Genomic DNA, 24,229 nt, shown 5'->3' with positions numbered 1-24,229 from the left:
CAGGGTCGCAATAAGTAGACTTCCGGAATACTACGGATAGGCGTGCAGAGCCCAAGTGCCCGAAGATCTGCGGCAATGTGCATTCCTGATCCTTCGACATCATGCCCACAGCGGTGATTTCGCTCCCCTTACCCCTGCTGGTGCTGGGGTTTCTTATCGCTGCCGGTTCCGTCTGGTGGGCCGGAACACGGCTGCCCCGCTATGTGGTGGCATTGAGCGACAAGACCGGGCTGGGACAGGGCTTTGCAGGCATGCTGGTGCTGGGCGGGATCACCTCGCTGCCCGAACTGGCGACTGCCACGACCGCCGCAGCCATCGGGGCGCCATTGTTGGCCCTCAACGACGTGCTCGGGAGTGCAGGATTCAACATTCTGCTGCTCGCGATGGCCGATATGATGCTGGGTTCGCGCCCGTTGACCTCGGTTGTGGCCAAGCCGGTCACATTGATCCAGGGCGTGCTCGGCATGATGGTACTGGCCCTGGTGATCGCCGCAATCACTGCAGGCGATAGCACCATTCTTGGCCTGGTCGGATGGTGGCCCTTGATCATCTTTGTAGCTGCTGTACTCGCGATCAGGATTTCGGACCGGTCCGAGCGGCGCCCGATGTGGCTGGTCGTGGGTCAGCCCGATCTCGCATTGGCGATCGAAGCAGAACACGGTGACATCGGCTGGCACGAAATATTGCTGGGGTTGGCCATGCTTGCGGCCGTAATACTGATCGGCGGCGGTACGCTGGCTGTGACCGCCACCTTGATTTCAGATCAGACTGGTATCGGCGGCAGCCTCATGGGTTTCCTTTTCCTGGCCGCAGCTACATCATTGCCTGAGTTTTCGGCGATCGTCGGTGCGATCAGGGGCCAGCGGTACGAGTTGGCGATCGGCGAGGTATTCGGCTCCAACCTCTTCAACCTGGCGCTGATCTTCGTCATCGACCTTGTTTATGCAGGACCGCCTGTGCTGAACATGGCCGGGCCATTCGAAGCGACAGCAGCCTTGCTGGCCTTGATCATGTCGGGGGTGTTTGTCCTTGGCCTGATAGAGCGCCGGGATCGCACCATTGTGCGCATGGGAGAGGATTCGATTGCGGTGCTATTGGTCTATGCCGCCGGCCTTGCCGTCCTGCTTACCCTGGGATCGCTGCCTTGAATGGCGCAGCCTTAGGACAATTGCGTAGCGCGGCGACCTAGGCCCCCCTTTAAACCCTCGGCATGGTGAACCGCGGCGAGCACGAACTTCCAACCGCTGGCGAGGCGGCATTTCTCGGCCAGTCTCTGCGCAAGACATATATTACCGGCGAGACCGAAGTGCATGCGCTGCGCGGCGTGGACCTGCAGATCAACATGGGCGAGGTGCTGGTCCTGCTCGGGCCGTCAGGCAGTGGGAAATCCACCCTGCTCAACATCGTCGGCGGTCTGGATCGACCGACGGCAGGTCAGCTATGGTTCGGGGACACCGAGTTGACCGCGCTGGACGACAGGGATCTGACCCGGTTCCGCCGTGCGAATATCGGCTTCATCTTCCAGTTCTATAATCTCATTCCCAGCCTGACAGCGGAAGAGAACGTCAAGTTGGTTACTGATATCTCCGAAGATCCTATGCCTGCTGCCGAGGCTCTCGAACTGGTAGGTCTCAGCGCTCGGCGACATCACTTTCCCGCTCAGCTTTCGGGCGGTGAGCAGCAGCGGGTCGCGGTGGCGCGCGCGATCGCCAAACGCCCCGGGGTTCTCCTGTGCGACGAGCCGACCGGCGCGCTCGACAGCGCCACCGGAATCAAGGTTCTGGAAACGCTGGCTGACGCCAATCGCGAACTCGGCACCACACTGATCCTGATCACCCACAACGCCGGGATCGCCGCGATGGCGGATCGGGTATTCCACTTTCTTGACGGCCAGATCGCCCGGATCGAGGTGAACGAACATCGGGTCGCGGCCTCCGAGATGGCCTGGTGACAGCGCTCGACACCAAGCTGGCCCGCGATCTGTGGCGCATGCGCGGACAAGTCCTGGCCATCGCCCTGGTCATCGGCGCGGCGATGGCGACTTTCGTCATGGCGATGGGCGTGCATCACTCGCTGACGCAGACACGCGATGCCTATTATGATCGCTATCGCTTTGCCGATGTATTCGTGAACATGACCCGCGCCCCGCGCAGCATTGTCGAGCGCGTGGCGGCGGTGGACGGCGTAGCGCAAGCGGAAGGCCGGATCGAACAATTCGCCACACTGGAATTCCCGGGCAGGATCGAACCGATCCGTGCCTTGATCAACTCGGTCGGCAATGGCGGCGAGAGCAAGCTCAACCGACTGGTACTGCTGCGTGGACGCGGGCCCGAAAGCGACAAGGAGGGCGAGGTCGTAATCGACAAGGTCTTTGCCGAGACGAACGGTTTGGACGTCGGCGAGCGGATCGAGGCAATTATCTATGGCAGTCGCACAAGTCTGGAAGTGGTCGGGATCGGCCTTGCGCCGGATTATATCTGGCCAATTGCCCCCGGCGAATTGATCCCCGACGCCAGCCGGTTCGGGATATTCTGGATGGGCGAGAAAGCGCTTGAGGCCGCATCAGGCCGGATCGGGGCGATCAATGCCCTTTCGTTAACGCTGGAGCGCGGAGCCAACGAAGCTGAAGTCGTCCGCCGAGTGGACGCGATCGCCGCGCCTTATGGCGGCACCGGGGCTGTCGGGCGCAAGGACCAGTTATCGAATGCCTTCCTGCAAAGCGAGCTCGACCAGCTCGATGCGATGACCCGGATCATCCCGCCGATATTCCTGCTGGTGTCGATATTCCTCGTTTATGTCGTGTTAGGCCGGACGATCCGCACAGAGCGCGCGGAAATCGGCCTGCTCAAGGCGTTCGGACACAGCAATGCATCGGTCGGCTGGCATTATCTCAAATTCGCAATCGCCATCGGGTTTCTGGGCATCCTGATCGGGTCGGGCCTGGGTTGGTGGATGGGTCGGGCAATGACGACCCAGTATGCCGAATATTACCGCTTCCCCTTTCTTTTCTATCAGGTTTCGGCCAACGTCTTCGTGACCGGTGCAGCGCTTGCGGTGGGTTCTGCTGCAATTGGCGCGCTGGGTGGCGTGCGGGCAGCCGTGAACCTCACGCCCGCGGTGGCAATGTCGCCGCCACCGCCGCCGGTCTACCGGACGGGGCCGACCGAACGTATCGGAGCGAAGGCGGGTCTCAGCGCAGTGGGCAATATGATTGTCCGCCACATTGCCCGCTGGCCCGGACGCTCGGCGGTCACTGTGACCGGAGTTGCGCTTTCGCTCGGGCTGCTCTTCTCCGTGTTGCAGTTTATCGACGGCGCTAGGGCGATGCTCGACAATTACTTCTCCCGGGCACAGCGCCAGGATATCACCGTCAGCTTCATTGAGCCGCGTAACGAGAAAATCCTCGCCGAACTCGCTTCACTTCCAGGCGTGATACGGGTCGAGCCCGCCCGAGCCGTCCCGGTTATGATGAGTTACCGCGCGAACAGCGAGCGGGTCGCAATCGAAGCTTCCGATAGTGAGGACCGCCTGACCGCTCGGATCGATGCCGATGGCTACACGGTTTCGGTGCCTGTCGCCGGGCTGATGCTGAGCCGATCATTGGCGGACAAGCTCGCGGTTTCTCCAGGCGACGAGGTGCAGGTCGAACTGTTGGGCGGGAGGCAAACACGGACAAGCATGACTGTTGCCAGCACCATCGACGAATTGATTGGTACCCGCGCTTATTCGCAAAGCAGCGCGCTGGATGGACTCACCCGCGATGCCGCTCCTGTCAGCAGCGCACACCTGTTGATCGACCCGGCCTATCGCGCCGATCTGATAACTAGGCTTGGCCAGATGCCCATCGTTCTGGGCATCACCGAACGCGATGCGGCATTAGTATTGTTCGAACAGCTCATCGAGGAGAACATCATGTCGATGATGGGTTTCTATATCGTCTTTGCTTCCGCCATTGCGATCGGCGTGGTCTACAACAGCGCACGGATCCTGTTTTCGGAGCGCGCGCATGAACTCGCCACCTTGCGCGTGCTAGGTTACCACCGCAGCGAAGTCGGGATCGTATTGCTGGGTGAGTTGGCGTTGCTGGTTGTGCTGGCTGTGCCGCTGGGGTGCTTCATAGGCTACTGGCTCGCGCAGCTGATGGTCATGATGTTCAGTTCGGACCTGTTTCGCCTGCCTTTCGCTCCTGAACGCTCCTCATACGGATTTGCCACGATGGTAGTGTTGGCGGCGGCCACCGGAACCGCGCTGATCGTGGCTCGGCGGGTCGCCCAGCTGGACATGGTACGGGTATTGAAGGCGCGCGACTGATGTGGAGAAAGCTCAAGAACTGGCGCTGGGCCATCCTGATTGCCGCCTTTCTGGTGGCGGGCCTCATCTACAGTTACTGGCCACAGCCAGACGCGGTCGATCTGGGCACTGTGACAGAGGGGCCAATGGCTGTGGGCGTGACCGATGATGGGGTGACACGTGTCCGCGATCTGTACACGGTAACCGCGCCGGTAACCGGATATGTCACCCGCATCGAGCTGGATCCGGGCGATGAGGTGGTGGCAGGGCAAACGGTGATTGCACGCATGGCGGGCATTCCATCCCAGCCTCTCGACCAGAGGAGCCGCAACGAGATCGGCAATGCCGTCGCCGCGTCGCGTGCGGTAGAAAACGCGGCGCAGGCCGGATTGAGATTGGCAGAAGCAGACCTGGGCCGGGCAGAAGAGCTGGCGAAACGCGGTTTCCTGTCCCGGGCAGAACTTGATGCAAGGCGAACATCGGCAGCGAGACAGCGTGCAGACCTGGCCCGTAGCCGGGCTGAAACTCGGCGTCTGCAAAGCCAGCTGACCGAACCTGCTGCGGTCGGCACACCGTCCGGCGGTGTGGTCGCGGTCCGCTCACCCACCAGCGGAATCGTGTTGCGACGCCTGAGCGAGAGCGAAGGGGTAGTCCCGCAAGGCATGGCCCTCATTGAGATCGGCGACCCGGCCCGGATCGAAGTGGTAGCGGACCTGCTGTCACGCGAGGCTGCCCGGATCAGGCCGGGGAATGTCGTCGAAATCACACGCTGGGGCGGCGAGAACACCTTGCCCGGACGGGTCAGAACCGTCGAACCCTTTGGCCTGCGCAAGATCTCGGCGCTCGGGATCGAGGAACAGCGGGTCAATGTTATCATCGACTTCTCGCCCGAAGCGGCGCGCCAAATTGCCCGTTTGGGGCATGGCTACCAGGTCGACGCCACGGTGATCCTGTGGTCCGCCAAGAGCGCGTTGCGCGTACCGGTCGGCGCGCTGTTCCGCGGGCCGGAGGGTGGCTGGCAGGCGCTGGTGGTGGAAGGAGGACGCGCCGCGCTGCACGACGTCAAAATCGGTCGCCTAAATGAAGATTACGGCGAAGTTCTCGGCGGATTGGCCAAAGGAGCCATGGTGATCCTCAATCCGTCAGGGGCGATTGCCGATGGCAGCAGAGTACGCGAACGCGAGTAAACTGCCCCTTTTGATCGCAGGCGCGGCGCACGCCAGGCCGCCGCCTTGCGTAGGCCGAGGGCCTGCTAATTCGCCAGGACAACTCTCGCGTCGAGCGCGACTACGCCATCGGCATCGGCAATGAGCGGATTGATATCCAGCTCGGCAATCTTCGGCAGCGCCAGCGCCATGGCTGAAAGCGCGGTTATCACTTGGGCCAGCGCCACACGGTCGATGGCCGGAACGTTGCGATAACCTGACAGAAGTCGTGAAATCCGGGTTTCGTCGATCAATTCCCGAGCTCGCGTTAAACTCAGCGGCGGCAGGCCGATGGCCTTGTCATTGATGACCTCGATCGCGGTTCCGCCCGCTCCGAACAGCACGATGGGCCCGAAGGCGGGATCAACCGCAATCCCTGCGAACAACTCATGCGCGGCTTTGCGCCGTATCATGGGCTGGACGGCAAATCCTTCGATACGGGCCTCGGGAAAGCGTTTGCCAATCGTTTTAGCCATTCCCTCGGCCGCCTGCTTCACAGCCGCAGCGTCGGCAAGGCCAAGTGCCACGCCGCCAAAATCCGATTTATGGGTGATATCGCGCGAAACGATCTTGAGTACATAAGGCCCTTCCATGGTCGAGCAGACCCGCGCTGCCTCATCCGGCGTGGTCGCCGGACGTGTGGGCACGACCGGGACACCGAAAGCCTTGAGCAGCGCCTTGGCCTCTATCTCGCTCAATACGCGCCGCCCGTCGGCGAGGACGGCTTCGATGATTGCGTCTCCTGTGGCGCAAGCGCCAGGAGGAGGTGCGGCCAGATCCGCATGCACCGGCTGTCTGTGCGCCCTGCTCGCCGCCACGGCATAGCCAAACGCATGGATTGCCTGTGTCGGGGTAGCAAAATCGGGAATTCCGGCAGCTGCGAATATTTCCCGCGAGGCGTCCGCATTGGCATCGCCCAGCCAGCAGGCAAGTATCGGCTTGCAGGATTGCGTGCCCTCGGCAACTTTGGCCACCGCCCGGGCCGCCTCTCCGCGTTCCAGCAGGCCTGTCGGACAATTTATCGCCAGCACCGCATCGACCGCGTCATCGGCCATCATCGCTTTCAATGCAGCGACGTAGCGTTCCGCCCCGGCATCGCCGATAATGTCGACCGGATTGGCGCGTGACCAACCTGAAGGCAGCACCATATCGAGGCGCGTGATCGTCTCCTCCGAGAGGATCGACAGCTCCCCCGGTACGGCAGCCAGAGCATCCACTGCCAGCACACCCGCACCGCCGCCATTGGTCACGATAGCCAACCGTTCTCCGCCCACTGCGGGTATGTCGTCCAGTATGGCTGCCGCATCGAACAAGCCATCGAGACTGTCGACCGCCACTGCCCCCGCCTCGCGAAAGGCCGCGCGATAGACATCCCATGGTCCGGCCAGCGCCCCGGTGTGCGACAACGCCGCGCGTCCGGCATCAGCGCCGCGTCCTGCCTTCAAGACGATCACCGGCTTGATCGAAGTCGCCGCCCGCGCCGCTTCCAAGAAAGCGTGGCCATCCCTTAGTCCCTCAAGATAGATCAGGATCGCACGTGTCTGGGGATCGGCAGCCATCAGGGTGATCAGTTCGTCGATGCCGGTTTGTGCCATATCGCCAATCGAAAGGATTGCGGAGAACCCGACCCCTCGCGGCGCTGCCCATTCCACCATGGCAGATGCGATTGCGCCGCTTTGCGATACAAGAGCGAGTCCGCCCGCAGGCGCATCGCCCGACGCAAAGGATGCATTGATGTGCAGATGCGGCAATATGATACCCAGGCAGTTGGGCCCGATAAGGCGAATGCCTGCTTCGCCAGCCACCTGCAGCATTTCTCGGCCAAGCTGTGTTTCGCCCCCAAGACCAGCCGAGATGATGACAACCAGAGATATGCCCTTGCCCGCCAGCGAGGTGAGTGCGGCAGGCACTGCTTGTGCAGGAATTGCGACAACCGCGAGCGCAGGCCCATCGGGAATATCCTCGATGCTCGTGTGGCAAGTCGTACCCTCGATATCCATCACCCGGGGGTTGACGGTGTGGAGGTCGAACTGGTCGGCTCCGCGCAGTAGATTGGTCAAGACGGCATGCCCGACCGAACCTTTTTCCCCGGATGCGCCAACCAATACCACCCGGCGGGGCCGCAACCACTTGGGATCGAGAGGCGGCAAGCCGTCCGGCACGATTCCCCTCATTTTCAGGCAAACAGATCCTGTTCCGGTGCGCGCTCAATCGGCTCCGGAATTGCGAGCTGGCCGTGCCCGTCATGCCGGTGCATCGGCGGCAATATTTCTTGCCAGAACCTCTGGGCGTTGCCGGCGCCTAGCAACCAGAAATCAAGCCAGAAATCGGCTATTTCGATCCAGTCGGGGATTGGCGGGAAGTCGGGGCGAGCGATGCGCTGATCTGTCATAACGAAAGCCTAAGGTGGCAAATCCTCAGGTGCATTACGCATTTGTCCGGATACGGGATCGTACCCGCCACTTGGCCAGCTCCGTCACCGCCAGCACCGCCAGCGCGCCGGCAAGGCATTGCATGATCACGGTGACGCTCACGGGCTGGACGCCGAGCATGATCTGCATTGGTGGGAAATTCATGGCCCCGATTTGCAGGAGTAGCGCAGCCGTCATGCCAAGGAACATCCAGCCGTTTTCGGGCGGATGCCAGCGCCAGACCGGAAGGTGCAAACTCCTGACACTGAGCAGGAAGGCATTCTGGAACAGCACCACCATCAGCAATACAGCGTTGCGAGCTTCGTCGATGGTGTCTCCCGCCGCCAGATGGCTTGCGAGCATCCACACCGAGATCGCCGTCATCACCACCGCGCCAGGCAGCATCAGCAAGATCGCATCGCGGTCTATGAGTGCGGCCAACTTGCGCCGGGGAGGCTGTTTCAGTTCGTCGCCTTCGCCTCTGCCAAAGCCGAGTGTGACATCCTGGACGCCATTGGTGACAAGGTTGAGCCAGAGCAATTGCACCGGGGTTAGCGGCATGGGCAAGCCGGTCGCCAGCGCGCCCAGAAACATGCAGATTTCTGCAAGGCCGGTGGCGACCATGAACAGTACGATCTTGCGCACATTGAGGAAGGTGACACGCCCTTCCCCGATGCCGGCAACAATGGAGGCGAAATTGTCATCAGCCAGTACCAGGTCGGCGGCACCGCGCGCAACGTCGGTGCCGCCGCGACCCATGGCCACGCCGATGTCGGCAGCGCGCAGTGCCGGGCCGTCATTGACCCCGTCGCCGGTGACCGCGACGATTTCTCCGGCCTGTTGCAAGGCCCGAACGATGGCCAGCTTCTGCGCGGGTTCGATACGAGCGAAGATAACCGCCTCCCGGACGGCTTGCGCGAATTGCTCGCTTTCGTCGCCCAACGCGGCAAGTTCGGTCCCGGTCACAACGGCGTCCGGATCGACGGTCAGGCCCATTTGCCGCCCAATTGCCAGCGCGGTCGCTGGGTGATCGCCGGTAATCATCCGCACCTCGATCCCAGCCTCGCGGCAGTGCTCGACTGCCTCGACCACGCCCGATCTCAAAGGATCGGTCAGACCGACAAACCCGAGCAAGCGCAAGCCATGCAGATGATCCATTATCCGACCATCCTGCGGACATGCTCTGCCCTCGGCCAGGACCAGAACACGGTAGCCGTCGCTGGCCATGCTCTCGACAATCTTTGCCGTGCCTGGTTCGACGTCGTCGCACATCGCCAGCACCGTTTCAGGCGCACCCTTGACCACTATCCGGTTACTGTCGGCCATCTCGACCTCGACCGCAGCGAAGCGCAGGGCGGGTTCGTATGGCACGATAGCCAGTCGCTCGACATTTAGTGCCAGTACTGGATCGTTGCCGGTTTCCCGGGCCAGATCGAGGAATGCGAGATCGACCGAGTCACCGACCGGGCTGCCGCTATCGGTCAGGTGCGCTTCATTACACAAGGCAGCGGCCTGGCCGAGTTCTGCAAGGGCGTCGGGAACCGTTCCATCCAGCCAATCGCGTCGATCGATGAATTTCCCTCCGGCCAGGGCTACGCGTTCCACCGTCAACCGATTGAGCGTCAGCGTGCCCGTCTTGTCGCTGGCGATCAGCGTACAAGCGCCCAACCCCTCGACCGCAGGCAGCGCGCGGACAATGACATTGTGCCGGGCCATGCGGCGAGCCGCGGCGGACAAGCCCACGGTTACGGCAATCGGCAATCCTTCCGGTATGGCCGCCACGGCAAGCGCGATTGCAAGCAGCACGATGTCACGCGCGCCTTCGCCTCGAACAACCAGCAAGACCGAGAGGATGGCAATCAGGATCACTGTGGCGATAGCGATCTGCCGGGCGAGCAGGGCCATGCGCCGGACAAGCGGCGTATCGACCGCGGAGCGCGTTGCGCTTGCCAGCGTAGTTCCGATTTCGCCAAGCAATGTCGTCACGCCGGTAGCAACAGTGACGCCAATTCCGCGCCCTTCGACCACTGTTGTTCCTGCATGGACCATCGTCAGCCGATCGCCGGGCGAGGTGTCTTCCCCGAGGGTGCCATCCGCATCCTTCACGACCGGTGATGATTCCCCGGTCAGCAACGACTCGTCGACGCGCAGACCGGAGGCTGACAGCAGACGCATATCTGCGGTCACCTTCATCCCGCTTTCCAGTTCCACGATATCGCCCGGCACGAGGTCAGCAGAAGCAACCTCTCGCGCGGCCCCCTCGCGCCGGACCCGCGCTATCTGCGGCACCAGCTCCCGCAGCGCGCGCGCGCTCTCGTCGGCCTTATACTCCTGATAACTGCTGATAAGCGCATTGGTGGTGAGGACACCGAAGATGAAAATCGCGTCCCAGCGATCGCCGATCGCCAGAGAAAAAATCCCGGCCACCATCAGCAGATAGATCAGCGGGTTGGTGAACTGGCGCAGGAAAATGCCGAGCGGACTGGATCGGCCGGTTTCCGGGAGGCGGTTGGGACCGTAAGTGGCGAGACGCGTGCCGGCCTCTGTCTCGTCGAGACCGGCCTGTGTCGATCCCGCAAGGCTCAAGGCTTCGCTTGCGCTGAGCGTGTGCCAAGCCCGGCTATCAGACGTCATCCGGCTGGGCGCTCCTTGACGGCAACCGACCTGACTAAGGAGGCAGACTTTGCTGGCACTTCCAAGGCAAACATTCAGACACTCCTGACCACAGTGGGCAAACTTGCCTTGCGACGTGACAGCCAGCCATCCGTATTTACCCTAGTCTGGTGTGCTGTTGCGACTCCCGTGACAGCTACGGACCTTCCCTTATCCTTGCGAGAGGTGATCGCACCTAGACAGTTCGACAAGTTCTTTGTGGAGGAACCAAAATGAGCAGAGCCCCGTCTGACACGCTTGAAGTGCACGATTTGGCTCTTGTCCGCAGTTCAGTCGACGCATGACAAAATCCCTGTCGCTCAATCTGCACGGTGCCGCACGCACGGTCACAGGGTCCTGCATGCGCTTTACCTATGGCGATACCGCAATCCTGGTCGACTGCGGCCTGTTCCAGGGATCGCGGTCGCTGGAAATGCTCAACACCAGCGACTTTGATTTCGACCCCAAGAGCATTGATGCGATGATTCTCACCCATGCGCATATCGACCATAGTGGCCTGCTCCCGAAACTCGTATCGCGCGGGTTCAAGGGCAAGATCTGGTGCACCAGACAAACCGCCGACCTGCTCGAACACATGCTTGCGGATTCGGGCCGGATCCATGAAGCCGATGCGCAGCGCCACAACAGGCGGCGCGATCGCGCAGGCGATCTGCCGTTCGAACCGATCTATACCGAACAGGACGCACTCGATGCCTGGCGCCGATGCCAGCCGATCGATCTCGAAGAATGGTTCGAACCTGCGCCCGGTTTCCGTAGCCGCCTGTGGAACGCCGGCCACATTCTGGGTTCCGCATCGGTCGAGCTGGAGAGCGGCGGCGTGCGGATCATGTGTTCAGGCGACCTGGGGCCGGACAACAAGGCATTCTATCACGATCCGGCGGGACCCGCGGGTTTCGACCATGTTATTTGCGAATCTACCTATGGTGATCGTGCGCGGCCGCAAATCACTCTGGAGGAAAGGCGCAAGCTGCTGGAAGCCGAGGTCCGCGGCGCGATCGTGCGCGGCGGCAATCTGATCATTCCCAGCTTTGCGCTTGAGCGCACCCAGGAATTACTGCTCGACCTCATCAATCTCTCTCGCTCGGGGGCGATTGCCGGGGTGCCGATCTTCGTGGATTCCCCGCTGGCAAACAAGGTTACCGGCGTTTTTGCGAGCTATGCCGCGGAACTGGAGGATACAGGCGGAGAGAACATCTTCGATTATCCCTCGTTTCATCTGGTCAACGATGTGGCGCAATCCATTCGCCTCAATTCGGTATCTGGCGCGATCATCCTGGCCGCGTCGGGCATGTGCGAAGGTGGCCGCATCCGGCATCACCTGACCCATAACCTGCACCGCCGCGATTCGACGGTCCTGTTTGTCGGGTTTCAGGCGCAAGGCAGCCTTGGCCGCGTGATCCTGGATGGTGCCGAGACGGTGCGCGTGTCGGGTAACGACGTCAGGGTCCGTGCCCAAATTCGGCGGATCGACAGCTATTCCGCCCATGCCGACCAAGGCGAATTGCTTGACTGGATCGAGGAGCGCCAGCCGATCTCTGGAAGCGTGTTCCTGACGCACGGTGAAAGCGACGCGATAGAGGAAATGCGGCGGTTGTTGCAGCAGCGCAGCCCCGACCTGTCCGTCCGCATTCCTGAAATCGGCGAAAGCTATGGTCTGACACCTGGTAAACCGGCGAAGCGGACCGCTACAGGCTCGGCAGAATTGCAGGAGGCAATCGGTCGTGACTGGCAAAACAGCTATGCCCAATTCAGCACCAGCCTGAAGCAGGAACTGGCAAAAATTCGCGGCAAGAAGCAGCGCGAAAAAGCCATAGAGGAAATGCGCCAAGTACTTGAATCCTATAAGGACTCTAAACAGAAAAAGAAGCAGTTTCGTCGTGATGCTGCCAAAGCTTGATGGTCAAGGTTCTCTCGGCTGGGCTAAGCCTCGGGTTCCAGCCATAAACCCCGAATACCCTTGGGCATCGAACGATAAACCTTGTCGATCTGCCCTTCTGACAAATGGCGGTCGAGCACACCGAACACGGCATCGACAGCAACCCGCGCACCGATAGAGCGCGAGCCGACCAAACCATCACGAACTTCGTCCAGGAACTGATCGGCAGTATGCCAGTCGGCAGGCATCTTGGTCGGATCGAACTTGTCATAGTAGGCACCGCGCACGAGCAGAGGCAATTGTGCGCCCAGATGTGCAGCCAGCTCGATTGGCAAACGGTCGCGCAATTTTTGCAGAACAGTGGAGAGAACCTTCCAAGCCAGCGCCCGGTCAGGACCGATGTCGTCCATGATCTCGTCGAGCCAGATGTGCGTTGCCTGCAGGGTCTTGTCGAATACGTCCATTCCGGTGGTACTCATGGCGCTTCCCTTTCCCTTCTTTCCAAGAGCGGAGCCGGAATGCTAGGCTGAGCCAAAGACGTGCGCATTACGGGAATAACCGCAGGTTCCGAGCCGGCTAAGTCTCCCCTTCCTCGTCAGCCAGGCGGCAACTCAACCGGATGAAGCGGAGCCCCCTCGCGTTCGTATGCAGTCACATTGGCAATGGTCGTGGCGGCGATCGCGCTGAGTGCATCAGATGTGAAAAAGCCCTGGTGGCCGGTAATCAGGACATTCGGAAAGGTGAGCAGGCGCGCAAACACGTCATCCATGATCGGCTGCTCGGACATATCCTCGAAGAATAGCTCGTCTTCTTCTTCGTAAACATCCAGCCCCAACAGTCCGATCTTGCCGGTTTTCAGCGCGCCGATCACAGCTCGGGTGTCGATCACTGCCCCGCGGCTGGTGTTGATGAGGGTCACACCATCTTTCATCAGCCCAATCGCTTTGGCATCGAGCAGATGATAGGTTCCGGAATTGAGCGGGCAATGCAAGCTGATGATATCGCTTTGTTGCAGCAGCTGGTCGAGGGTCACATATTCTCCGGGAAACGCGCTGGACCGGTCGGGATCGCACCCCAGAAGCCTGCAGCCGAACCTGTCCAGCATTTGCGCCACCAAGAGCCCGATCTTGCCCGTTCCGACGATGCCGACTGTCCGTCCCGCCAAGTCGAAGCCGAGCAGCCCGTCGAGCGCAAAGTTTCCCTCCCGCACCCGGGCATAGGCACGGTGGATCTGGCGCACGAGGGAGAGGAGTATCGCGATTGTGTGTTCGGCAACTGCATGGGGAGAATAGGCAGGCACACGGGCAACGACCATGCCGAGCTCACCAGCAGCTTTCAGATCGACATGATTGAAGCCGGCGCTGCGCAGGCAAATCAGGTGCGCTCCGTGCTGATGCAGGACACGCAAGGTGGCGGCATCGACGATATCATTGACGAAAGGGCAGACCGCTGGTGCGTCTTTCGCCAGAATAGCGCTCTGGGCATCCAGCCGTGCTTCGTGGAAAACGATCCGGTGCGGCGATCCGGCAGTCGCATTGGCCTCTTCCAAGAACCGGCGATCGTAAGATTTCGTGCTGAAAACGACTAAATCCATCGAACCGGCCTCGCGCTCAGCCCCCTGTTCTTGACTGTCCAAACCTGAGCATTGGAAATGTCCTTCTCGGATCAGTCCAATACCACCCCCGGCTCAGTTGAGCCGGGGGTGGCTGTTTTCGGCGCCGGGTCGCAAAAACGCCGAAAATCTGCTGTAGCTTGTCTTCATCAGTCAGGGTCAGTCCGGCATCCAGGAGTGCATCGAGCTGGCCGCCCTTTTCGAATACGGCCACGATGCGATCCTCTGACTTGACGGTTGCTCTGGACGATTGGTTACGTGCCCCGCAATCGGCCGGCGATACGGATATATCCCTAAATACAGGCCAGCGGCGGACATTGGTCAGTCGGGCCGGTTTGCGGGCAGTTTCAGGGCAGCGACGCCATCCCTGCGGTAAATATCCGGCAAGAAGCGGATCGCCCCTTCACCGGCGGGCTCGGCCGTGAAATAGGCGATGTACAGCGGAACTGGGCGCGCCAAGGCCAGCGTGCGCGTTTTCTTCGCGGCCACGACAGCATCTACCTCGGCCTGCTCCCAGCCACTTCCGGACAGCAGGGTCCCGGCAAATTGCAACGCGCGATCCACTCGCACGCAGCCATGACTCAGCGTACGCTCGGCCTTCTCGAAAAGCTCGCGATTGGACGTATCGTGCAAGAACACCGTGAAGCGATTGGGCATCACCAGCTTCATGCGGCCCAGCGCATTATTGTCCCCTGGCATCTGCCGATAACGGCTGTTGCTGTAGATATAACCCTTCGCCCGGGCGGCCGCAGGGCTGCGCCGCACAAAGGCGCCGATCCCTTCGGCCGCGATACTGGACGGGATGATCCACCACGGGTTGATCACCACTCCCGTGACATCGACAGAAAACACCGGTGTGGGAGATGAGGTTTTCCCAACGATGACCCGCCAGTCGTCGACCTGCGCCTGGCCATCCCACATCGTCAGCTCCTGCGCCGCCGCATTGACGATTAGATAGCGACCCGTTCGGGGCAGAGGTAGGCTGCGCCAACGTGCCAGATTGAGAGCAAGCAGCTGGCGACGCGGCGCATCGGGCTCGCTTGAATAGGCTGCTGCCAATGCGCGGTAGTGGGGGTGGTTCGGACGGCTTGCGCGCAACATCCGGTCAAGCCGGCCTTCGGTCAATGCAGTTGCCAGTTGCGCCCGCAATTCTGCGTCGGAAACTGTTTGCGATATATGCCAGTTGCGCGGCAGCGACGGCCCGCAGCATCTTCCGTGATAGGCCCGCAGCAAGGCCAGTGCAGCCGCATTTGCGGCCTTGTCGATGCGCTGGCGATCGGGAGAGTTCAGCGCTGCGCGCAAGTCGGCTTCGATCCCGCTGGGCAGTGCGATGGCTTCCTCATCGGCCCTCAGGACCCAGTGCAGCAGGGTATTGGCTTGCGCAGGACGCCATGCCGATTGTGCAATTGTAGGAGGGGGCTGGTCTTGCCCAAGCGATGGATTGGACCAGGCAAGAGCCAAGGTCAGGGCGAGAAGCAATCTTCGCATAAGGCCAGTGTCACGATACTTCATGCCCCGGGGAATAGGGATATCCCCTTAAATCAGGAGCACAGAAGACCAATGGCCTCGTGCCATGATCACCGGTCGGCAGACGCCTATTGTCAATCTTCGCTTACATTGGCACTCCCTCACCATGACCGAAAAACCGGCGCGCCGAGCCGATGATGCCCTGCAATCCTTTCGCGGCCCGACCGATCTGCACGCGCTGATCGATACGGTTCCCGATGCAATGGTGGTGATCGATACAGCCGGACATATCCTGTCGTTCAGCAAGGGCGCTGAGCGAATGTTTGGTTATGCCGAAACAGACGTGCTGGGCGAGAATGTAAGCGTGCTCATGCCCTCACCCGACCGCGAAAAGCATGATGGGTATTTATCGCACTACCTGACGACTGGCGAGCGGCGCATCATCGGCATTGGCCGCGTGACCACCGCCAGAGCACGCGACGGTTCGATGTTTCCGATCGATCTGTCCGTTGGCGAGGTCAACATGGACCAGCAGCGGGTCTTCGTAGGATTTATCCGCGATCTGACCGACAGTCGCCAAACCGAACAGCAACTCCATTCGCTTCAAGCCGACCTCGCTCATGTTTCGCGCATTTCTGCGATGGGTACGCTGGCCACGTCGATTGCGCATGAACTCAATCAACCGCTGACGGCGATCACCAATTACGTGGAGGCAGCCCGCGATTTGCTGGATGAGTCAAACACGGAAAATCTCGCCGACATTCGCGAGGCGCTAAACAATAGCGCGGCAGAAAGCATTCGTGCCGGCAAGATTGTCCAACGGCTGCGCGAATTTATCGCCCGCGGCGAAACGACCCGCAAATTTGTTCGCCTTGGCAAACTAGTCAAGGAGGCAACCGCTCTTGCGCTCATCAACGGGGACGCCCGCGATGTCGATTTTGAGGAATTGCTGACTGACGAAGAGGACCGAGTGCTGGTTGATGCGGTCCAGATTCAACAGGTAATGGTCAATCTGATCCGCAACGCACTGGAGGCCATGAACGACAGCCCCATCAAGCGGTTGGTAATTTCCAGCGCGATTGGCGAAGACGACATGATGGTCGTAACGGTCAGTGATAGTGGCCCGGGACTGGATCAGCACGTCGCCGAACGGTTATTCCACCCATTTGTGAGCACAAAGGCCAGCGGCATGGGGCTGGGGTTGTCAATCTGCCATACCATCGTCAACGCCCATGGCGGCAAGATCTGGGCGGAGCCTTCGCCGATGGGCGGAACGCAGTTTCACTTTTCCCTCATCACAGCAAGGACACGATCGGAAGATGACTAAGGGCCCTGTCTATCTGATCGATGACGATGACAGCGTCAGGCGCTCCATCGGTTTCATGCTCAAGACGTCCGGTTATCAGGTCGAGATGTTTGTTTCGGGCGACGAGTTCCTGTCCAAGGTCCAGAACCTGGAGCCTGGCTGCATTCTGCTCGACATCAGGATGCCAGGAAAAGACGGGTTGGAAGTTCAGGCTGAACTGAACCAACGGGGGGTGAATTATCCTGTCACGCTCATGACCGGTCACGGTGATGTCGATATGGCGGTAAAGGCGATGAAGGCCGGGGCATCCGATTTCATTGAAAAACCGTTCGAGAAAGCGACCCTGCTCGATTCCCTGCAGCACGCACAGCACCAGTTGGAGGAAACCGATCGGCGCCACTCGCGCGGCAATCAGGCACGGGTGCTGCTCAACAGCCTGACGCCCAGAGAACGCGATGTGCTTGCGGGTCTGGTTGATGGCTATCCCAACAAGACGATCGGATACGATCTTGGCATCAGCCCCCGTACGGTTGAGATCCACCGTGCAAACTTGATGACCAAGCTCGAAGTCCACAACCTGTCCGACCTGTTGCGCATCGCGTTCGCCGCCGAATCGGGCGAGGCTGACTAGGGAGCGGCCAAGCTGGCAGGATCGCTTGTAGAATGCGTGATTAAGTCGGAGTAACCGACGCAATCCTGTACGGCAGTCGATCCCCATCCGGTTCGGTAACGGTCAGATACTCCCCCTGCCTGACGGGATGGTTCTCGAGATGAAACAGGTTCTCGTCATCATCTTCGCCAACCGCGTAGGAGAAAACCCAGCCGTTCTTCGCCTTGAGGAGGTAACCTGACTGATCGGCCTCGTTGGGCCAGAACCGTCGGATCGTTGCGCGGCCTGGACTCTCGGCCCGCGCCGCTTCATCGATCAGGTCGTTATCATCCAGCGGGATGCGGATCAGATAGGTCCGGCTGGCAGAACCGGAAGGAAATTCGTCAGTCCGCCCCAATTCCAGTTTGACGATGTTCCAGATGCTCATGGAGTTCCCCGCAGAGATAGACCCCCAGCAATGTGCGATCGCACGTTGGGCAGAAAAATACGCAAACCTACGCAGGTCAGCTTCAGGATATTTGCGTAATTGCGTTCGTCCCTCCGAGCCTATCCTCCTAACCGGTCATCACTGCGGTCAACTGAAGGGAAGTCCGATGCGCTCGATCCTGCTCTACATTCATGACGATGCTGGTCTCGAAGCAAGGTTGCAGGTTGCGCTGGACCTGTGCCGCGCCTTGGACGGCCACCTATCCTGCCTGCAGGCCACACCCTACGATCTGGGTGTCGCCGGCGATTTCTATTATCCGGTCACGGCGCAACTCGCTTCACAACTCGAACAGGATGCGAAGGCAATCTGCCAGCGCCTCGAGGCCCGGCTGGCCAAGGAAGACGTGCGATGGGACTGGATTCGTACGAGTGGTTTGGCCCAGTTCCAGATACCGCGCATCGCGCCGCTCCACGATCTGCTGGTCATCGGCTCGACTGACCCGCTGGGAAGCCCGGACCGGCCGTCTAAGCTGGTGTCAGACTTGGTGTCTCAAGTCCGTTTACCCATCCTCAATATCCCGAACTCAGTGAAAAGCTTGCAGCCCGACAGCACCGCGGTCGTCGCCTGGAACGGATGCCCCGAGGCGGCGCACGCGCTGCGTGCAGCCATGCCACTGCTGACGCGCGCTGCGAACGTCCAGATCCTCACGGTTCGCGAGCGAGAAGGTGATGATTTATTCGACATGCCGCCCATGGGCGCAGCCAAGTATCTCGCCCGTCACGGGGTCGAAGCACGCATCGTCGAGTTGCCGCATGCCGCGGGTTCATCGATCGCTGAAACCCTTCTTGATGCAGCCGAGAAACGCGACGCCGCCTACATGGTGATGGGCGCCTATGGCCATTCGCGTTTACGGGAACGGATCCTGGGCGGGGTTACACGCGACATGCTGAGCGCGCCGACAGTCCCGTTGTTTCTTTACCACTAGGGTCAGGGCTGAACGGCGCTAAAGCCGTCCGCAGGGGGAAACTCGTCCGGACTGATGTCGGGCTGATCGAAATCCGGTGTCGGCGGATCAATCTCGGGTGTCAGTGGCGGGGCCGGGTCGTCCGGCACGGCCGGCCTCTCGGGCGGCGATTGCGGGTCGATCCGATCGGGTTCGTGTGGCGGTGTGCTGGCCATGTTTGCTTGTCCTTTCGAGGCAAGCCGTAGAGTTTCCCTAGGACGCCCGTCATTCCATACGTAAACCAACATAGAATTGCGGCGGTGGGACGGTCATCCGGCTAGGCAAGCGCGGGTCGATCGCGGTGCCCATCCCGGTCCTCGCCATGGGACGGCAGGGCTGATTTCACGATATTGCACCGCTCCATTTCCCCGCGTCGATACAACTTTAGTTAGTCAATTTATGGCTAGAGGTTAGGGGTTTTCGCAAGGGTTCAGTGATGTCCCTGATAGAGAATGCTGTTCAAAGGAAAACATGCCGTGAAACAGCTTTTTCGTGATCAGAATGGCAACGTGATGATCCTCACAGCACTGATGGCGCCACTCTTGCTCGGGGCCGGTGGACTGGGGATCGACATGATCCAGTGGACATTGATGCAGCGGATGCTTCAGCGGCAGGCCGATTCTGCCGCCTTGGCTGGCGCGCTGGCAAGAATGCAGGGCGCAAACGCAAGGAATAGCGCCCTGGCCTCCATTCAGCGCGACAATCTCGTAGTGCTCAGCGCCAGCCCGGTGATCGAGAACGCGCCAACCAGTGGCACATTCGCTGGCAATTCAAGTGCCGTCAGAGTGCGTCTGCAAACGTCGCGAACGCTGCCCCTCTCGAGTATGTTCCTGAAGAAAACGCCGATCATCTCCGCTGAGGCGACCGCTTCAGCGGTTACAGAAGGCACGTTTTGCGTAGTCTCGCTGGAACGATCAAACACCACCGGGATAACCCTCCAGGGTAACGCCAGTGTCGATATGGGCTGCGGATTAGCGACAAATTCGCCCGCCACGGCGGCAGTATCGGCCGGGGGGAGCAGTTACGTATTGGCCTCGCCGATAAGTGCGGTGGGCGGCATCCCAGCAAGCGGGAGCTTCGCTCCGAATACCGTTCTCCTCCGGCATTCCCTTCCGCAGTCTGATCCGTTTACGAAGTTGGCCAACCCGGCCATCACGTCATGCAACCCAATCCTGAATGTGAACCCTAACTCTTCGATCGTCGTAAACGCCCCGGGCGGATCCGCATGCTATCGTGGGATGGACATCAAGGGGACCGTGCGATTTACGCCGGGCACCTATTATATCGATGGCGGAAAGTTGTCGGTTGGGGCCCAGGGAGTAGTTATTGGCGACAATGTCACATTCGTCCTGACCAGCAGCACCGCCGCCAGCAACCCTTCGTCCATTGCTACGGTCAACATCAACGGTGGCGCGACGCTTCAGCTAAGCGCAAGTACCAGCGGAACCTTCGCTGGGGTTCTTCTCTATCAAGACAGGCGCGCCACCAACGCAAGTAACAACCAGGTAAACGGTAACGCTACTTCGCGGCTACAGGGCGCTTTCTACCTGCCATCACAAGGGCTCACATTTTCCGGCACGGCCGGGATGGATACCCGCTGCCTACAGCTCGTGAGCAGACGAGTGACGTTCATCGGCAACGCAAGGATCCAGAACCAGTGTCCCACCAATTCGGGCGCTAAGTCCTTCGACGGAACCCGTGTTTTTTTAGTAGGATAAAACAATGTTCAAAATCATGAACTCGCTGGCCGTAGACACGCGTGGAACGTCAGTCGTCGAATTTGCCCTTGTGGCTCCCTTCATGCTCGCATTGTTCTGCGGAATGGTCGACCTCAGCTTGGGATTCTCCACGAAAGTGAAAACCCAGCAAGCTGCCGCTAGAGCGATCGAGTTTGCCACACAGGCCGGAGCGAACGACACAAACCGTGACGCGATGGCAAGTCAGGCGGCAGTTGCCGCCTCGGTACAACGGGCTCAGGTTCGAACCAACCTCTGGATGGAATGCTCTGGTGTGAAGCAGTTCACTTACGAGGATGTATGCTTGGAAGGTCAGGAAACTGCCCGCTATGCCGCAGTTGAGGTCGACAATTTCTACCGGCCGATGTTCGCGCCGGTGCTGGGCAGCAAATACAAGGTGATCAATTTCACCGGCCGATCGACGGTGCGGTTGCAATGATCAAACTTCTATCCCGCCTTGCTGGCGACCGCGGGGGTGGTACCTCGATAGAATTTGCGATCATCGGTCCGATTTTTCTATCGCTGGCGTTCGCAAGCTTCGAGTTTGGCGCGGCCCTGATGGCGCAGGCCGGCATGCGGCAGGCAGTCGAAAGCGGCGCCCGCTACGCGACCATCTACCCCCGCCCCACAGACGCACAAATAGTTGCCAGGGTCAGAAGCCAGACCTTCGGGATCGCAAAGCAACAAATCGAAGCTCTGACTGTGGCGCGCGCGACTTCCGGCGGGTTGCCCACAGCTACGATTACGATGCGTTATCGCCATCAGGTCCAGCTGCTTTTTCTCCCCCCGAGACAGGTGAAGATGAATTACGAAAGGACAGTGTTCCAATCGCCTGGAATTACTTAGGAAATCTTGATCAGCCCGCGTGGGGCCTAAACGAGCTCATCTGACAGCAAATGCAACGGCATTTCGTGATCCTTCCGCCAGAAGAACCAATCATTGGCACCGTGGGAGAAGCGGGGTAACGGAAACGGTCGGCGGAGATGGTGCCGAACCGTCGGGGGTGTGACCACTATGCCGCGTGACTTTGTCCTTCCTTCCGGTTTGAGTTTTCGCAACCGCTCCGGACGGGTAGTGGCTCTTTGCCGCCTTCTTCTTGCAGTTACATTCTTTGTTGCGCTCTGGATTGATCCTGCTCAGCCGGTTCGATCCGCTACGCTTGGTTACTTAATCCTCGGTTTTTATCTTGCTCTCTCCATTCTGCTGATGGGAGTTGCATGGATAAGCTGGTGGTTCGATTTCCGCGCCGCCCGAATAACGCATGTTCTGGACATCATCACCTTTCTGGTAGCCATCTATTTCACCGAAGGCTCTGTTGACGAGTTTATCAGTCCCTTCCTGGCCTTTTTTGCTTTCCTGATGCTTTCCTCCACGATCCGGTGGGGCTGGCGAAATACGATCGTGACCGGCCTCGTAGCCACGACTTTGTATTTGGTCGTCGGGCTTGGGTTGGACGCCCTCTCCTTCGACTTCAACGAGTATCGCTTCGGTCGACGTGTGACCTACATGGCGGTGCTCGGTCTCATACTTGTCTGGTTCGGCTTGCAGCGGCAATCGCCAGTTTATTCGCGGATGCCCAACCTTCCTGAGAGAGCATCGCGATCGGAAACGCTGTTGAATGCCTTGACCTATGCCAAGGCGGAGTTCGATGCAGGTTCGGGGGCCATGCTATGGCGAGACTGCGAAGAGCCTGGCTTGGAAGTCGAGGCAATCGGGTTGGAGCCCGATAGGAAGCGTCTCGATGCCCCTGATATAGCGCTCGATGCTTCGTTCGGGGATTCGCCACGCTTGTTCGACTGCGAACGCAATCGGGGAATAATGTGGGTCGGTGGCCGGCCAATCCGGTATGAACCATCGGGCAAAGAGGTTCTCGCCGAAAGTGTCGGGATCCGAAGCGGATTGGCGATCCCCTGTTACAGCTTGCTCGGAAAGGGCGAGATTTTCCTAGCCCAAGCCCCAGGCCTTTCGGTGGACCATATCCAACTCTCTGGTTTCATAGGGAACGAAATCGGCAACGCCTTGGATCGACAGGCGACGATGGAACTCTCGCAGGCCGCCATTATCGCGCGAATGCGGGAAAACGTGGCGCGCGATCTCCACGACACCGTGGCGCAATCATTTGCAGCCATGGGGATGCAACTGGAAGGGTTGCGCCGTTATATTGCGAGTGGAGGTGACCCCGATCTTGAAATCAAGTCACTCAAGCGCTCTTTGCTCAACGAGCAGAGGACGGTCCGCCGGCTTATCAGCCAGTTGCGCGGCAACAACCGTGATAGCCTCGCAGGGTCAGATGAACACTGCCAGCCCTTTATCCTGCTATCCGGCGAACTCGAACAGGCTTGGAATGTCGATCTCGATCTCGAGATCGATTCACGCGCAGCGGCAGATCGCGATTTCAGACACCAGGTAACCAACCTCATCCGCGAAGCAGTGGCAAATGCCGTGCGCCATGGATCGGCGTCCCAAGTTACTGTCAGGGGGATTTTCGAATCTGGAGAGTTGGTTCTAAGTGTTAGGGATAATGGCAGCGGGTTTCCCGATGAGGTAATAGGCGTGCCTCCCCGCTCGTTGATGGAGCGTGTCAGGGAAATAGGAGGGACTTTGAACCTTGAGAGCAGCTCACTGGGCACGGAATTGACGATGGTTCTTCCAGGGCCTGCCTTGTCATGACGACCATCCTTCTCGCGGACGATCATGCTTTCTTGCGCGCGGGGGTGGCCGCTGTCCTTCGCGGAACCGATTTCAAGATCGTCGCCACCGCCTCCCGGGGAGACGATGCAATGGCCGCAGTCAAGCGGCACAATCCTGATATCTGTATCTTCGATATTCGAATGCCGGGAAAAAACGGCGTCGATTGCCTGATCGATCTGCGGGTCGCTGGGGACGAGCGTCCAGTCGTGTTGCTGACCGCCGAACTTGACGACCGCCTGCTCATAGACGCTGTGAGAAATGGGGTGAACGGCATTGTCCTGAAAGAGGGGGCCGAAGATTCCCTGATCGTTGCACTGGAGGCAATTCAATCGGGTGAGCGAGCCATCCAGCCCGAACTGTTGCATCGCGCATTTGAATTGTCGGTAAACGGGACCCCAGCGGACCCGCTAAAAACCCTTAGCCGCCGCGAGCGACAGATCGCCGATCGTGTCGCCCAGGGCGCCCGCAATCGGGAAATAGCCGAGACCCTCGGTATGTCGGAGGGAACTGTCAAAGTCTATCTTTATAACGTTTACCGCAAACTCGGGATTAGGACACGAACTGAACTTGCGCTTCTTGCCCACGGGCGCGATCCGACTCCAGGAAGCTCACTTTAAGTAGACGATTATGGCATCTGGACTGATTTCAAACCATCGATTGACGCTTCAAACCATCCCATTCCGTGGATGAGCATAGAAGTCGCGCCCACTCATGGGCCCTGCACTCGACCGGCAACTGAGTGGAAAGCATGGAGGTCCGCGACCGGCTCATTACCACTTGGAGAAAGCGAGTTTGGCGGCCTAGCTTCAGGGCAGTTTGTTTTCACCCGCCAAAACCCACCCAAGCAAGCCCCAAGCGCACAACCAGCCGAACGGCCTTTCGACTTGGAGCTTCGAATTGTCCTACTGAAGGGTATGGTGCC

At 59.9% G+C, this 24,229-nt stretch carries 21 protein-coding genes; 13 read left to right on the top strand and 8 right to left on the bottom strand.

Annotation, left to right across the window (positions count from 1 at the left end; all coding sequences use genetic code 11):
• The first annotated feature begins 113 nt into the window (after window positions 1-113).
• From ACXYL9_RS04070 to ACXYL9_RS04055, 4 genes are all read left to right on the top strand, one after another.
• Window positions 114-1,148: a sodium:calcium antiporter gene (locus tag ACXYL9_RS04070; RefSeq protein WP_459038306.1), complete on the top strand. Its 1,035-nt coding sequence runs from the start codon at window positions 114-116 to the stop codon at window positions 1,146-1,148.
• Between the two features lie 62 nt (window positions 1,149-1,210).
• The gene (locus tag ACXYL9_RS04065) at window positions 1,211-1,951 is read left to right on the top strand and encodes an ABC transporter ATP-binding protein (RefSeq protein ID WP_459038305.1); all 741 of its coding nucleotides are present in this window, start codon (window positions 1,211-1,213) and stop codon (window positions 1,949-1,951) included.
• On the top strand, window positions 1,948-4,311 hold the full coding sequence (locus ACXYL9_RS04060; protein WP_459038304.1) for an ABC transporter permease: 2,364 nt from the start codon (window positions 1,948-1,950) through the stop codon (window positions 4,309-4,311). Before ACXYL9_RS04065 ends, ACXYL9_RS04060 begins: the two co-directional genes overlap by 4 nt.
• Window positions 4,311-5,477, top strand: coding sequence for an efflux RND transporter periplasmic adaptor subunit (locus ACXYL9_RS04055; RefSeq protein ID WP_459038303.1), 1,167 nt, complete (start codon window positions 4,311-4,313; stop codon window positions 5,475-5,477). Before ACXYL9_RS04060 ends, ACXYL9_RS04055 begins: the two co-directional genes overlap by 1 nt.
• A gap of 65 nt (window positions 5,478-5,542) precedes the next feature.
• Here the strand turns inward: ACXYL9_RS04055 and ACXYL9_RS04050 are convergent, their stop codons facing one another.
• Genes ACXYL9_RS04050 through ACXYL9_RS04040 form a run of 3 tightly spaced genes read right to left on the bottom strand, consistent with a single transcriptional unit; the run spans window position 5,543 to window position 10,540 of the window.
• Window positions 5,543-7,669 (bottom strand): acetate--CoA ligase family protein, encoded by a 2,127-nt coding sequence (locus ACXYL9_RS04050; protein ID WP_459038302.1) that lies wholly within the window; start codon window positions 7,667-7,669, stop codon window positions 5,543-5,545.
• Window positions 7,670-7,671: 2 nt separating this feature from the next.
• Window positions 7,672-7,887 (bottom strand): hypothetical protein, encoded by a 216-nt coding sequence (locus ACXYL9_RS04045; protein ID WP_459038301.1) that lies wholly within the window; start codon window positions 7,885-7,887, stop codon window positions 7,672-7,674.
• A gap of 34 nt (window positions 7,888-7,921) precedes the next feature.
• Window positions 7,922-10,540, bottom strand: a complete 2,619-nt coding sequence (locus tag ACXYL9_RS04040; protein ID WP_459038300.1) for a cation-translocating P-type ATPase — start codon at window positions 10,538-10,540, stop codon at window positions 7,922-7,924.
• A 319-nt stretch (window positions 10,541-10,859) separates the two neighbouring features.
• Between ACXYL9_RS04040 and ACXYL9_RS04035 the strand changes: the two genes are divergently transcribed.
• Window positions 10,860-12,476, top strand: a complete 1,617-nt coding sequence (locus tag ACXYL9_RS04035; RefSeq protein WP_459038299.1) for an MBL fold metallo-hydrolase — start codon at window positions 10,860-10,862, stop codon at window positions 12,474-12,476.
• A gap of 23 nt (window positions 12,477-12,499) precedes the next feature.
• Here ACXYL9_RS04035 and ACXYL9_RS04030 read toward each other — a convergent pair whose 3' ends face one another.
• The 3 genes from ACXYL9_RS04030 to ACXYL9_RS04020 all read right to left on the bottom strand — a co-directional run bounded on the left by ACXYL9_RS04030 (window position 12,500) and on the right by ACXYL9_RS04020 (window position 15,555).
• Entirely contained in the window at window positions 12,500-12,934 is a 435-nt protein-coding gene (locus tag ACXYL9_RS04030; protein WP_459038298.1) for a DUF2267 domain-containing protein, read from the bottom strand.
• 116 nt (window positions 12,935-13,050) lie between these two features.
• Entirely contained in the window at window positions 13,051-14,049 is a 999-nt protein-coding gene (locus ACXYL9_RS04025) for a 2-hydroxyacid dehydrogenase (RefSeq protein WP_459038297.1), read from the bottom strand.
• A 339-nt stretch (window positions 14,050-14,388) separates the two neighbouring features.
• Window positions 14,389-15,555, bottom strand: a complete 1,167-nt coding sequence (locus tag ACXYL9_RS04020) for a L,D-transpeptidase family protein (protein WP_459038296.1) — start codon at window positions 15,553-15,555, stop codon at window positions 14,389-14,391.
• Window positions 15,556-15,700: 145 nt separating this feature from the next.
• Here ACXYL9_RS04020 and ACXYL9_RS04015 point away from each other — a divergent pair, with 145 nt between their 5' ends.
• Complete coding sequence (locus ACXYL9_RS04015) at window positions 15,701-16,861, top strand: PAS domain-containing sensor histidine kinase (protein WP_459038295.1); 1,161 nt, start codon at window positions 15,701-15,703, stop codon at window positions 16,859-16,861.
• Window positions 16,854-17,471, top strand: a complete 618-nt coding sequence (locus ACXYL9_RS04010) for a response regulator transcription factor (RefSeq protein WP_459038294.1) — start codon at window positions 16,854-16,856, stop codon at window positions 17,469-17,471. Before ACXYL9_RS04015 ends, ACXYL9_RS04010 begins: the two co-directional genes overlap by 8 nt.
• 40 nt (window positions 17,472-17,511) lie before the next feature.
• Here ACXYL9_RS04010 and ACXYL9_RS04005 read toward each other — a convergent pair whose 3' ends face one another.
• Window positions 17,512-17,877: a hypothetical protein gene (locus tag ACXYL9_RS04005; protein WP_459038293.1), complete on the bottom strand. Its 366-nt coding sequence runs from the start codon at window positions 17,875-17,877 to the stop codon at window positions 17,512-17,514.
• 166 nt (window positions 17,878-18,043) lie between these two features.
• On the opposite strand from ACXYL9_RS04005, the gene ACXYL9_RS04000 reads away from it, so the two are divergent.
• Window positions 18,044-18,862, top strand: a complete 819-nt coding sequence (locus ACXYL9_RS04000; protein ID WP_459038292.1) for a universal stress protein — start codon at window positions 18,044-18,046, stop codon at window positions 18,860-18,862.
• 2 nt (window positions 18,863-18,864) lie between these two features.
• On the opposite strand, the gene ACXYL9_RS03995 is transcribed toward ACXYL9_RS04000, so the two are convergent.
• Window positions 18,865-19,056 (bottom strand): hypothetical protein, encoded by a 192-nt coding sequence (locus ACXYL9_RS03995; RefSeq protein WP_459038291.1) that lies wholly within the window; start codon window positions 19,054-19,056, stop codon window positions 18,865-18,867.
• 300 nt (window positions 19,057-19,356) lie between these two features.
• Here ACXYL9_RS03995 and ACXYL9_RS03990 point away from each other — a divergent pair, with 300 nt between their 5' ends.
• The 5 genes from ACXYL9_RS03990 (at window position 19,357) to ACXYL9_RS03970 (ending at window position 23,924) form a co-directional block, all read left to right on the top strand.
• On the top strand, window positions 19,357-20,598 hold the full coding sequence (locus ACXYL9_RS03990) for a pilus assembly protein TadG-related protein (protein ID WP_459038290.1): 1,242 nt from the start codon (window positions 19,357-19,359) through the stop codon (window positions 20,596-20,598).
• 4 nt (window positions 20,599-20,602) lie between these two features.
• Window positions 20,603-21,055 (top strand): TadE/TadG family type IV pilus assembly protein, encoded by a 453-nt coding sequence (locus ACXYL9_RS03985; protein ID WP_459038289.1) that lies wholly within the window; start codon window positions 20,603-20,605, stop codon window positions 21,053-21,055.
• On the top strand, window positions 21,052-21,462 hold the full coding sequence (locus ACXYL9_RS03980) for a TadE/TadG family type IV pilus assembly protein (RefSeq protein ID WP_459038288.1): 411 nt from the start codon (window positions 21,052-21,054) through the stop codon (window positions 21,460-21,462). Before ACXYL9_RS03985 ends, ACXYL9_RS03980 begins: the two co-directional genes overlap by 4 nt.
• A gap of 168 nt (window positions 21,463-21,630) precedes the next feature.
• Entirely contained in the window at window positions 21,631-23,286 is a 1,656-nt protein-coding gene (locus ACXYL9_RS03975; protein ID WP_459038287.1) for a sensor histidine kinase, read from the top strand.
• Window positions 23,283-23,924, top strand: coding sequence for a response regulator (locus ACXYL9_RS03970; protein ID WP_459038286.1), 642 nt, complete (start codon window positions 23,283-23,285; stop codon window positions 23,922-23,924). The genes ACXYL9_RS03975 and ACXYL9_RS03970 overlap by 4 nt, the downstream gene beginning before the upstream one ends.
• The last annotated feature ends 305 nt before the right edge of the window (window positions 23,925-24,229 follow it).

This window comes from Qipengyuania sp. CAU 1752 (assembly GCF_054482615.1).
The sequence above is the reverse complement of the archived record's forward strand: the minus strand, read 5'-3'. Positions and strand labels throughout refer to the sequence as shown.

What these genes read in the sequence shown, in the direction of transcription:
- ACXYL9_RS04065 (WP_459038305.1), top strand. Translation starts at nt 1,211, where the DNA reads ATGGTGAACCGCGGCGAGCACGAACTTCCAACCGCTGGCGAGGCGGCA.
- ACXYL9_RS04055 (WP_459038303.1), top strand. Translation starts at nt 4,311, where the DNA reads ATGTGGAGAAAGCTCAAGAACTGGCGCTGGGCCATCCTGATTGCCGCC.
- ACXYL9_RS04050 (WP_459038302.1), bottom strand. Translation starts at nt 7,669, where the DNA reads ATGAGGGGAATCGTGCCGGACGGCTTGCCGCCTCTCGATCCCAAGTGG.
- ACXYL9_RS04045 (WP_459038301.1), bottom strand. Translation starts at nt 7,887, where the DNA reads ATGACAGATCAGCGCATCGCTCGCCCCGACTTCCCGCCAATCCCCGAC.
- ACXYL9_RS04040 (WP_459038300.1), bottom strand. Translation starts at nt 10,540, where the DNA reads ATGACGTCTGATAGCCGGGCTTGGCACACGCTCAGCGCAAGCGAAGCC.
- ACXYL9_RS04035 (WP_459038299.1), top strand. Translation starts at nt 10,860, where the DNA reads ATGACAAAATCCCTGTCGCTCAATCTGCACGGTGCCGCACGCACGGTC.
- ACXYL9_RS04030 (WP_459038298.1), bottom strand. Translation starts at nt 12,934, where the DNA reads ATGAGTACCACCGGAATGGACGTATTCGACAAGACCCTGCAGGCAACG.
- ACXYL9_RS04025 (WP_459038297.1), bottom strand. Translation starts at nt 14,049, where the DNA reads ATGGATTTAGTCGTTTTCAGCACGAAATCTTACGATCGCCGGTTCTTG.
- ACXYL9_RS04020 (WP_459038296.1), bottom strand. Translation starts at nt 15,555, where the DNA reads ATGCGAAGATTGCTTCTCGCCCTGACCTTGGCTCTTGCCTGGTCCAAT.
- ACXYL9_RS04015 (WP_459038295.1), top strand. Translation starts at nt 15,701, where the DNA reads ATGACCGAAAAACCGGCGCGCCGAGCCGATGATGCCCTGCAATCCTTT.
- ACXYL9_RS04010 (WP_459038294.1), top strand. Translation starts at nt 16,854, where the DNA reads ATGACTAAGGGCCCTGTCTATCTGATCGATGACGATGACAGCGTCAGG.
- ACXYL9_RS04005 (WP_459038293.1), bottom strand. Translation starts at nt 17,877, where the DNA reads ATGAGCATCTGGAACATCGTCAAACTGGAATTGGGGCGGACTGACGAA.
- ACXYL9_RS04000 (WP_459038292.1), top strand. Translation starts at nt 18,044, where the DNA reads ATGCGCTCGATCCTGCTCTACATTCATGACGATGCTGGTCTCGAAGCA.
- ACXYL9_RS03995 (WP_459038291.1), bottom strand. Translation starts at nt 19,056, where the DNA reads ATGGCCAGCACACCGCCACACGAACCCGATCGGATCGACCCGCAATCG.
- ACXYL9_RS03985 (WP_459038289.1), top strand. Translation starts at nt 20,603, where the DNA reads ATGTTCAAAATCATGAACTCGCTGGCCGTAGACACGCGTGGAACGTCA.
- ACXYL9_RS03980 (WP_459038288.1), top strand. Translation starts at nt 21,052, where the DNA reads ATGATCAAACTTCTATCCCGCCTTGCTGGCGACCGCGGGGGTGGTACC.
- ACXYL9_RS03975 (WP_459038287.1), top strand. Translation starts at nt 21,631, where the DNA reads ATGCCGCGTGACTTTGTCCTTCCTTCCGGTTTGAGTTTTCGCAACCGC.
- ACXYL9_RS03970 (WP_459038286.1), top strand. Translation starts at nt 23,283, where the DNA reads ATGACGACCATCCTTCTCGCGGACGATCATGCTTTCTTGCGCGCGGGG.